Origin of the sequence: Pseudomonas borbori (genome assembly GCF_900115555.1) — a bacterium.
GTDB classification, from domain to species: domain Bacteria; phylum Pseudomonadota; class Gammaproteobacteria; order Pseudomonadales; family Pseudomonadaceae; genus Aquipseudomonas; species Aquipseudomonas borbori.
Genome location: NZ_FOWX01000002.1, coordinates 255,072 through 265,677, shown reverse-complemented (window position 1 = coordinate 265,677; position 10,606 = coordinate 255,072). Strand labels below are relative to the sequence as shown.

General features: G+C 61.4%; 5 protein-coding genes. 1 reads left to right on the top strand and 4 read right to left on the bottom strand.

Annotated features, from left to right (window positions below):
* The first annotated feature begins 33 nt into the window (after nucleotides 1-33).
* A complete protein-coding gene (locus BM315_RS02555) occupies nucleotides 34-6,375 on the top strand; it encodes a VCBS domain-containing protein (protein ID WP_280140411.1) in 6,342 nt (2,113 codons plus the stop codon).
* A 399-nt stretch (nucleotides 6,376-6,774) separates the two neighbouring features.
* Here the strand turns inward: BM315_RS02555 and lapD are convergent, their stop codons facing one another.
* From lapD to BM315_RS02535, 4 genes are all read right to left on the bottom strand, one after another.
* On the bottom strand, nucleotides 6,775-8,721 hold the full coding sequence (gene lapD, locus BM315_RS02550) for a cyclic di-GMP receptor LapD (RefSeq protein WP_090497474.1): 1,947 nt from the start codon (nucleotides 8,719-8,721) through the stop codon (nucleotides 6,775-6,777).
* A gap of 9 nt (nucleotides 8,722-8,730) precedes the next feature.
* Nucleotides 8,731-9,441: a cysteine protease LapG gene (gene lapG / locus BM315_RS02545; protein WP_090497472.1), complete on the bottom strand. Its 711-nt coding sequence runs from the start codon at nucleotides 9,439-9,441 to the stop codon at nucleotides 8,731-8,733.
* 88 nt (nucleotides 9,442-9,529) lie between these two features.
* The gene (locus BM315_RS02540; RefSeq protein ID WP_090497471.1) at nucleotides 9,530-9,931 is read right to left on the bottom strand and encodes a YbaN family protein; all 402 of its coding nucleotides are present in this window, start codon (nucleotides 9,929-9,931) and stop codon (nucleotides 9,530-9,532) included.
* A 15-nt stretch (nucleotides 9,932-9,946) separates the two neighbouring features.
* The gene (locus tag BM315_RS02535) at nucleotides 9,947-10,534 is read right to left on the bottom strand and encodes a UPF0149 family protein (protein WP_090497470.1); all 588 of its coding nucleotides are present in this window, start codon (nucleotides 10,532-10,534) and stop codon (nucleotides 9,947-9,949) included.
* Between the last annotated feature and the right edge of the window lie 72 nt (nucleotides 10,535-10,606).

Sequence of the window (10,606 nt, the reverse complement as noted above, 5' to 3'; positions counted from 1 at the left end):
TCCGACGGCACAACCAGCTCGGCGCCGGCGAGCATCATCATCGAGATCGTCGACGATGTGCCGAACGCGGTCGACGACAGCCACAGCATCGCCGAAGACACACTGGCGCCGATCAGCGGCAACGTGCTCAGCAACGACCTGCACGCCAACGGCCAGCCGGGCGCGGATGCGCCGACCAGCTTCGTGTGCTGGGGCAGCACTGCGGCCGGTTTTGGCAGCTTCAGCGACACCGGCAACGGCACCTACAGCTACCTGCTGGACAACAGCAACCCGGCGGTGCAGGCCCTGGACGAGGGCGAGAGCCTGAGTGAGACCTTCAGCTACACGATGCAGGATGCCGATGGCGACCTGGACACTGCGACCCTGACCATCACCATCACCGGCAGCGATGACGGGCCGCAACTCAATGTCGATCCGGGCAACCAGGGCGGCAACGACCAGGTGTTCGAAGCCGGTCTGGCGAGTGGTTCGGCTGCCGGGGGGAGCGGCGTTTTTGCTACTGGCACTTTCACCCTGAGCGATGCCGACGGTCTGGACGACCTCGTGAGCGTGACCATCGGCACCACCACCGTGGCCATCGCCAATCTGGCCGGCAGCACCTTCGCCGGTACCAACGGTACCCTGACGGTGACCGCCTACAACGCGGCCACCGGCGTGGCCAGCTACAGCTATGAACTGACCAGCCCGACCAGCGATGGTCTGGGGGTCGAGACGGACAGCTTCAGCCTCAGCGTCTCCGACGGCACGACCAGTTCGGCGCCGGCGAGCATCATCATCGAGATCGTCGACGATGTGCCCAGTGCCGTCGATGACAGCAACCTCATGTTTGCCTCGGAAAACCAGCTGACCCTGCTCGGTAATGTGCTGAATAACGACGTGCAGGGTGCCGACCGTTTGCCTGGCGGCCCCATTCAACCCGGGGTGCTGCAAGGTACCTACGGCACCCTGACCTTGAGTGCCGACGGCTCCTATAGCTACCAGTTGAGTCCGAGTGATCCGGATTTTCTCGCGCTGGGCGGCGGCGGGATGGCGACCGAGACCTTCACTTACACCCTAAACGATGCCGATGGCGACAACGACACCGCCAATCTGGTGCTACAGGTCAGGAACCTGGACGACAAGGTACAAATTAAGTATCTGGATGTCCGCGGTGGCGAGCAGAGCGTCGATGAGGACGACCTGTTGGCCGGGTCGGATCCGAGCAAGGAGTTCACCACGGTCAGCGGCACCTTCAAGGTGCAGGCTCCCGATGGGCTGCTTAATCTGACCGTGGGCGGCATTAACGTGGTGGTTAATGGCGTGGTAAATGGTTTTCCGCAGTCGATCACGACTCCGCAGGGCAATATCCTGACCATTACCGACTTTGATGTGGATTCTGACATTCTTGATGAAGGCATCGTCAGCTACAGCTACACCTTGTCAGGTAGCGCAATGCATTCACCTGGGGCGGGTGAGAATCAGTTGACCGAGCACTTCGCCGTGCTGGCCGAGGACGTGGATCATGACACTGACCTCGCTTCCCTCGACATCAACATCGTCGACGATGTGCCGAACGCGGTCGACGACAGCCACAGCATCGCCGAAGACACGGTCATGCCGATCAGCGGCAACGTGCTCAGCAACGACCTGCACGCCAACGGCCAGCCGGGGGCGGATGTACCGACCAGCTTTGTCGGCTGGGCCAGCACTGCCGCCAGCTACGGCACCTTCAGCGACACCGGTAACGGCACCTACAGCTACCTGCTGGACAACAGCAACCCGACGGTGCAGGCCCTGGACAGCGGCCAGAGTCTCACGGAAACCTTCAGCTACACGATGCAGGACGCCGACGGCGACCTGGACACTGCGACCCTGACCATCACCATCCTGGGTGCCGACGACAGCGCCCAGGTAGTGACTGCCGCGTTGCAGGGGCCCGATGAAACCGTCTACGAAAAAGGCCTGACTTCGGCAGCGGACACCAGCGAAACCACCGGCGGCACCTTCACGGTATCGGCCACCGACAGCATTGCCAGCGTTACGGTCGGCGGGGTGAGCCTGAGCTTGGCGCAACTGCAGACCTTGGCAGCAAACAACCAGGTCATCAACACTGGCGAAGGGTTGCTGACCCTGACCAATTACAGCGGCTCGGCCAGTGCAGGTACGCTGAGTTACAGCTACACGCTGTCCGCGGCCATCGACAACGACAGCCACAGCGGTGCGACCGGCACCCATTTCGATGACAGTGTCACGGTCAGCGTGCTGGGCGTTGGCGGCAGTACGGCCAGCGACGAGCTGGTCATCCGCATCGTCGACGACACCCCGACCGCGGTGAGTGACGGTCCGGTGGGCGTGACCGAGGACGGTGCGTCGTTTGTCAGCGGCAACGTGCTGACAAACGACAGTGCCGGGGCGGATGCGCCGAAGGAATTTACCGCCTGGAGTGCGGAGGGCCAGGACAACAGCGCGGCGCTGACAGCGCTGGGTAGCTATGGCGTGCTGACGTTGGGCAGTGACGGTGTTTACAGCTTTACGCTGGATAACAGCCAGGCTGCAGTGCAGGCGCTGACGTCGGGCAGCAACCTGAGCTACGACCTGTATTACACGATGCGGGATGCGGACGGGGACCCGAGTTCGGCCAAGCTGACGATTACCATCACCGGGGCGGACGATAACGCCAGCGTGGTGACGGCGGCGGCCGCGGGGCCGGATGCGACAGTCTATGAGCATGGCCTGACGTCGGTGGGCGATACCAGCGAGACCGTCACCGGGTCGTTCACGGTGACGGCAAGCGATGGCATTGCCAGTGTCAGCGTGGGTGGTTCGACCTTTAGTCTGGCGCAACTGCTGGCCTTGTCGACGGCCAACCAGGTGGTCAATACCGGCGAAGGCAACCTGACGTTGACGGGCTACAACGCGGCCACGGGCGTGGTGAGTTACAGCTACACGCTGTCCGCGACGATCGACAACGACAGTCACACCGATGCGACCGGCAGCCATTTTGATGACAGCGTCACGGTCAGCGTGCTGGGCGTTGGCGGCAGTACGGCCAGCGATGAGCTGGTCATCCGCATCGTCGACGACACCCCGACCGCAGTGAATGACGGTCCGGTGGGCGTGACCGAGGACGGCGCATCGTTTGTCAGCGGCAACGTGCTGACAAACGACAGTGCCGGGGCGGATGCGCCGAAGGAATTTACCGCCTGGAGTGCGGAGGGCCAGGACAACAGCGCGGCGCTGACCGCGCTGGGTAGCTATGGCGTGCTGACGTTGGGCAGTGACGGTGTTTACAGCTTTACGCTGGATAACAGCCAGGCTGCAGTGCAGGCGCTGACGTCGGGCAGCAACCTGAGCTACGACCTGTATTACACGATGCGGGATGCGGACGGGGACCCGAGTTCGGCCAAGCTGACGATTACCATCACCGGGGCGGACGATAACGCCAGCGTGGTGACGGCGGCGGCCGAGGGGCCGGATGCGACAGTCTATGAGCATGGCCTGACGTCGGCGGGCGATACCAGCGAGACCGTCACCGGGTCGTTCACGGTCACGGCAAGCGATGGCATTGCCAGTGTCACCGTGGGTGGTTCGACCTTTAGTCTGGCGCAACTGCAGGCCTTGTCGACGGCCAACCAGGTGGTCAATACCGGTGAAGGCAACCTGACGTTGACGGGTTACAACGCGGCCACGGGCGTGGTGAGTTACAGCTACACGCTGTCCGCGACCATCGACAACGACAGCCACAGCGGTGCGACCGGCACCCATTTCGATGACAGCGTCACGGTCAGCGTGCTGGGCGTTGGCGGCAGTACGGCCAGCGACGAGCTGGTCATCCGCATCGTCGACGACACCCCGACGCTCACCACTGTTTCGCCGGCATCGTTGACCAATGGTCCATCGGGTTACGCGACAGGTAGCTCTGATCCTGTTATCGGCGCAGATGTACCCGGAAGCGCTGATTTGACCGGGAATATTGCAGGCTGGAATGGCACCAGTGTCACTTACGCTGCATCGTCGCTAACTTCAGGCGGTAACACCGTTTATTACTCGGTCAACCCTGACGACATGGGCGTGCTTTATGCCTTTACCAGCGCAACGCCAGCGCCCTATAGCGGGGGTGCGGGACAGTCGCTGATATTTACCCTGACCTATGATGTGGCGGGCAATTATGTAATTGATATGAACGGTAAGTTGGACGGTCCTGCCCAGACATTCGGTGCGATTTTCAACCAGAATATTGGCGGTAATCAGGATTACCTGTTGGTGACGGATACAGGCATGCTCTATAAGCCTAGCGATTCTATTCCAGCGGGGCAGACGGTAATTATGTCGGTCGATTCTTCGGTCGGCACGGTGAACTCAAGTCAGCAGGGGCTTGCTGCAGATAGTCAGTGGATAAGTGGTGGCCTGGTACTTTACTTCTCCTACGCCAGTCCGGTGGTCAGTGCGCAGTTTTCCATTGATATTCAGAGTTCGGATACAACGAATGCGGTCAACTGGACTGTTTACGGTCAGGATGCGCTGGGCAATAGCGTCACGGAGAGCGGCACCACGGTATTTACCGAGGGCGTACTGACCGATATTCCTACGACATTGACGGGGATAACCCGAATCGATCTGTCGGATACCGGGGGTTCCGGGTTCCGGGTGAGCGGTTCCTCGATCGTTGACCGGATCGAAGAAGACCCGATAAGCACATCCTTTGACATCGGTGTTATTGATGCCGATGGCGACCCTGCATCGGCCACTCTGGATGTTGTTTTTCAGCCGCAGTTTGCAGGCCAGTTCGTGGTTGGTTCCAACGCCAACGATGTGGCGGGAAGTGCTGCCCTGTATGTGACCCCAGCGGGAGCGGGGGGCATTACAGGCAAAGGAGGGAACGATATTCTGGTGGGCGATGAGGGGCGCAGTGACCTCGTTGGAAAAAATGTCAACATGATACTGGCGCTCGATTCCTCCGACAGCATGACGACCAATATCAGCTTCAATGGGACGACCATGAGTCGCATGGCCGCTCTCAAGTTAGCCGTTAATGGCCTGCTCTCGGGACTTGCGGTCAGTGCCGCGGACAATGTGCGCATCCAGTTGGTCGACTTCAATAATTCGGCCCAGAGCCTTGGGGTTTTCGATATCAAGGGAGGGGAGCTGATCGCCGCACAAAATGCGGTAAATGGTCTGTCTGCCAACGGCTGGACGAACTACGAAGCGGGCTTGCAAGTGGCCTTGAACTGGGTCGCGAGTGTGGGGGCTGACGCCCCTTATACAGGCGCGAATGTGATCAATCAGGTTGTGTTCGTTTCCGATGGCGCGCCGAACAGTTGGCTGTCCGGAAATTCAACCAACCTCAACAATACCGTGACCAATGGCGCTACCAGTACGGCAGTTGCTCATGTCTTGGGCACACACAATAGCGACGCGATAAGTGAAGTCGCTTTGCTCGAGGCGGCCTTCGGACAGATTCAGGCCGTCGGCATCAATGTGGGCGGTTCGGCGCTGGATATTCTCAACCAGATCGAGGGCGAACTGTCTTCCGTCAACCCCGATGTTGCCAGCAACATCACCACCGGTGAGCAACTGGCGAGTGTGCTGGCCGACTTCAATCCGGAGACTCAGCTTTATGATGCAGGCAATGACAGCATCCTGGGGGGCGCGGGAGACGACCTGATATTTGGTGATGTGCTCTATACCGATGTCCTGGCGGCTGCTGCTGGGCTGTCCACCAACCCAGGTGCGGGTTGGCAGGTGTTTGCTGCATTGGAGTCCGGTGTTGGAACGGGTGCATATGCGACATGGACCCGTGCGGATACGGTGGATTATGTACTGACTCACGCGGATGAGCTCGGGCAGGAGTCTGGCCGTGCACTCGGGCATGACAGCATTGATGCCGGCGCAGGGAACGATCTGGTGTATGGGCAAGAGGGCAATGACATCATCTCCGGCGGCAGCGGCGACGATGTCTTGTTCGGTGGTTCGGGTAACGACACGTTGCTCGGTGGTGATGGTGACGACCTGCTGATCGGCGGTCTGGGCGCCGATGTCATGACCGGTGGTGCGGGGCAAGATAGCTATATTTGGCAGCCGGAAAATCTGGGTGATGGAGTCGATCACATTACCGGCTTTTTCATCGACACCAGCGGGATCGGTTCGGATGTGCTGGATCTGTCGCAATTGCTAACGGGGGTGGATACGAGTGTGGGGAGCTTGCAAAGTTACCTGGACTTCGCATTCGCCGGAACGACCACCACTGTTTCGGTGAATGTCGATGCCAGCGGTCCGGTCGAACAGCAGCTCGTGCTGGATAACATCAATTTGTCGATTTTCTATGGCACGGCAAATGAGGCCAGTATCATCACTAATCTGCTCGATGATAGTGCGCTTAAAGTGGATACCGTCTGAACCGCCACAACACTGCCCGCTGCCTTTCATGGGTAGCGGGTGTGTGGCGCTCGTTCGGGGGCTATTGGCGGAGCCTTATGAAAGGCTATGTCCCAATAGCGTGTTGCGTTCGGCTGCCGTCACTAAGTTTGAGATGGCCTGGGTCCGTAGGGTGCGCCGTGCGCACCAGTGATTGGTCGCCTGCGTTGGTGCGCACGGCGCACCCTACCCATTGTCGTCTCTGCGAGAAGGACCTGCCCCCATGCAATACATCATTGGGACATAGCCTTATGAAAGCCCATTGCAACCAATGGGCAGTGTATTTCCGGTTGGCCACCGGGGGATCGAGCCGCGCGGGCTTATCTGCAAAGCACGAACCAGGCACGCCTGCCTTGGCCCTGCTCTTAGCTACAGGATTGCCTATCCTCGCCACGGTGCCGGCGCACCGATCAGCCGGCCCATGGCGCCGTGGATGCCCAGTTCACACAGCACCCCGAGTTCACCTTCGGTTTCCACCATCTCGGCGATCAGCGGCAGGTCGATGCTGTTGGTGGTGCGGAAGATGGCCTCGATGAACAGGCGTTTGTCGCTCTCCCGGTCGATGCTGCGAATGTAGCTGCCGTCGATTTTCAGGTAGGCCAGGCCCAGGTGGGTGAGGTTGCCGATCAGGCTGAAGCGTCCGCCGAAATGCTGCAGGCCGAGACGGAAACCGGTAGCGCGGATACGCTGGCTCAGGCGTTCGAACTCGGCAGGGCTGGGTAGATGATGCTCGTCCACTTCAAGGGTCAGTAGTTCGGCCAGTTCGGGGTGCTGTTTGAGCATCGCGAGCAGGCGCGCCAGACTTTCCGGCTCGTGCAGGGTCTTGCTGGACAGGCTCAGGGCCAGGGGCTGCGGGTGCTGGGCGAGGTGCGCCAGGCTGTGTTCGAGCATGCTCAGGTCAAAGCGGGCGGACCAGCCCAAGCGCTCGATCCAGGGCAGGAAACGTCCGGCGACTATGGTTTCTCCCCGCGGGTCGAGCAGGCGTGCCAGAACTTTCTGGTGCAGCACCTGGCTGCGCTCGGCGCATTTCACCACCGGCTGGAAATACAGCTGCAATTTGCCCGTGTGCAAGGCGTCATCGATCAACTGGCGCCATTCATGCAGCCCTTGACCGGGCTGGCTGGAGAAGTCGTGCAGGTGCCCCCATGGCAGGCTGGGGTCGCTCTGCGCCTGGGCCAGGGCTTGGTCGGCGCGGGTCAGCACCTGGCCGATGGCTTCGCCCGGCCGGAAGACGGTCATGCCGATGTGCGCCACCGGTGTGCAGTCGCTGGCGTCGGTTTGCCGCAGGCTTTCCAGGTCTTCGTGGAGTTCGCGCGCCAACTGCTCGGCCTCCTCGCGGCCATGGCCGGGTGCGAGCACGGTGAATTCACCGCCGCGGCTGCGCGCGGCCAGCCAATGGCTGCGGTTGGGCTGGTCGAGCAGGCGCTTGAGCAACTCGGCGATGGCCACCAGCAAGGCATCGGTGCGCTGGCCGCCCCAGCGTTGGTTGAGGCCGACGAGGTCATTGACCCGCAGCACGATCAGGTAGCCCTCAGTGCTCTGCTCGGTAACGCTCAGTAGATTGGTCAGGCGGATATCGAACAGACGTCGATTGGCCAGGCCGGTGAGGCTGTCCTGATAGGCTTCTTCGCGCAGTTTTTCGCTGCGCGCGGCTTCTTCGGCGAACAGCGCCTTGAGCTTGTCCACCATCTGATTCATGGCCAGTACCACGCGTTTCAGTTCGGGGGTGCGCGGCACCCTGGGCAGGGTCAGGAATTCGCGGCGGGTGATGGCCTGGGCCTGCTGCACCATGTTGTCCAGCGGGCGCAACTGGCTGCGCAGCAACCAGCCGCCGAGAATCGCGCTGACCAGGCCGCAGAGCAGTAGCCAGAGCAGGCTGCCGATAGCGCTGTCCCACAGCTTGGCGATGGCGAACTGCGGGTGGCTCAGTACTTCGACCCGGGCCGCCTGCTCCCAGCCGCGCATGATCAGGGCCTCGCCGCCCTGGGGCTGCAGGTCGACCAGACGGACGAACCAGCGGGGCACCTGCTCACTTTCGATATCGCTCTGCCGCTCCACCATCACCCGTTCGTCAGGAATGCCGAGCACGCGGATGCTGGTGAAGTAGCCACTGTCGAAGATCGAGCTGACCATCAACTCGATCATCGCCGGATCGTCCACATGGGGCGTCAACGACAGGCCGAGGGCGGTGGCGGCGTCCTGGGCATGAGAGCTCAGTTGGCTGATCAATTGCTCGCGGGAGTTTTCTACGCTCGCGATGAAACTGCCGGTGAAGGCCACCACCAGGAACAGGCAGATGGCGAGAAACAGTTGCTTGAGCAGGGACATGGCGTTCTCCTAACCTTCGCCGATGGCGAAGCCCTCGGTGTGCATTTTTTTCAGCAAATCCTGCCAGCGCGAGAGCTTCTTGCTGTCGCTCTTCTTGCTGCGCGAGCCAGGTAAATACAGGCCCTCGGCATTGAAGGCGTACACCGGTAGCAGGTCCTGGCGCTGTGAGGCGGAGTGGATCTGATTGATCAGGTTGTCCAGCACCAGGGGCTCGGCCGCCGGGCTTGGGTAATAGGTCAGTACCATGTGCGCCTGGTTCAGCCTGAGGGCCTTGACGTAGGTGATACGCAGCTTGTCGCTGGGGATGCCGAGGCGGCGCAGGCTGAAGTACTTGGCAATGGCGTAGTCCTCGCAATCGCCCGCGCCCTTGATCAGGGATTCGATGGGGGTGGCCCAGTAGTCGACCTGCTGCCAGACCCGGCTATCGTCGGCGAAGCGAAGCTGTCGGTTGAAGAAGCGATTGACGCTGTCCAACTGGTCTTGCTCCGTGAGGTGGACGCCGTTGTTGAGCAAGGTGTCCCAGGCCTGGATCCGGCCTCTGGCGGCGCCCAGGTTGCCGTAGCGCTGTTCGGCGGTGTCGATGAGCAGGCTGAAGTTCCAGTCACCCCAGGCGGCCCAGGCCCGGCTTAGCCCGAGCAGGGCGGCAAGCAGCAGAACCAGCGCAAGCGCCGGCCAATGCCGGCGCTGTTGCCATCCTGGAAGGCGCTGCCTTGGCCGCATCTGCCGCTTCTCCGCCAATCATGGCTGGAGTTTAGGCGGCATCTCGCGGCTTTGCCGTGAGTCGGCGGTCAGGTTCGTGCGCGTACGGTCAACGCGGGTTGGGCAGGGTTTTCTGCTTGAGGATGTAGATGCTCACCAACAGCGCGCTGGTCAGCATGAAGGCGCGTGCCCAGAACAGCGGGACCAGGTAGCAGGAGAGGGCGATGCTGAACCACATCAGGGCGATGCTGTAGACCTTGGCCTTGAGCGGGATGCCCTGGCCTTCGAGGTAATCGCGAACCCAGGGGCCGAGCCTGGGGTGCAGCACCAGCCACAGATAGAAGCGCCTGGAACTGCGCACGAAGCAGGCAGCGGCCAGCAACAGGAACGGCGTGGTCGGCAAGACCGGAAGGAAGATCCCGATCACCCCGAGCGCCACGCACAGCCAACCGACGGTCAGCAGTGCGCAGCGAATCAGCAGATTACGGTTTTCTTCTACGTCACGCGCCATGACAGCGGCGCAGACTCAATGGTGGCGGGGTTTGAGCAACGCTGGCTTTTCTTCCGGGGCATGGCACAGCAGGAACAGCGCGGTCAGCAGTTCGGGGATTTGCTCGACCATGCTGTCGACCAGGTCGCGGTCGCTGGCGATTTCGGCGAACTCGGGCTGTTCCTCGAACAAGCCGGAGGCGACCATGATCGGCAGCAGCAGTTCGCTGACCTCGTCTTCGGCATCGTCGAACCAGGCGGCTTCACGCAGGAACACCCCTTCCATGAAACCGATGCACCAGCCACGCAGATCGGAGTCGTCCGGGTCGTCGCCGAGGTCGAGCTCGCAAGGCACTTCCGGATCGTCGTCGCTGGCCAGTTGGCGGGCGATATGGGCCTGCAGTTGCACCAGGGTGGCTTCGATATCGGCGCGTTCCTCGTCGCTGCGGTAATGCGGTGGCTCGGAGAACAGGGCATCGATCCACTCACGCTCCGGTACCGGGTCGGGGCAGATCGACAAGGCGGTCAGGTAGCCGTGAGCGGCCACATAGTCCAGAGCCTCTTCGTGCAGCTCATCGGCGTCGAGGAAGGCTTGCAGGCGGGACAGTTGCTCGGCGAAGGACATCGTGGGGCTACCTTGAAGAAGTAAACGAGGATGGATTCTAGTCCAGACCTGCTACAGCAGCCATAGTTCTAG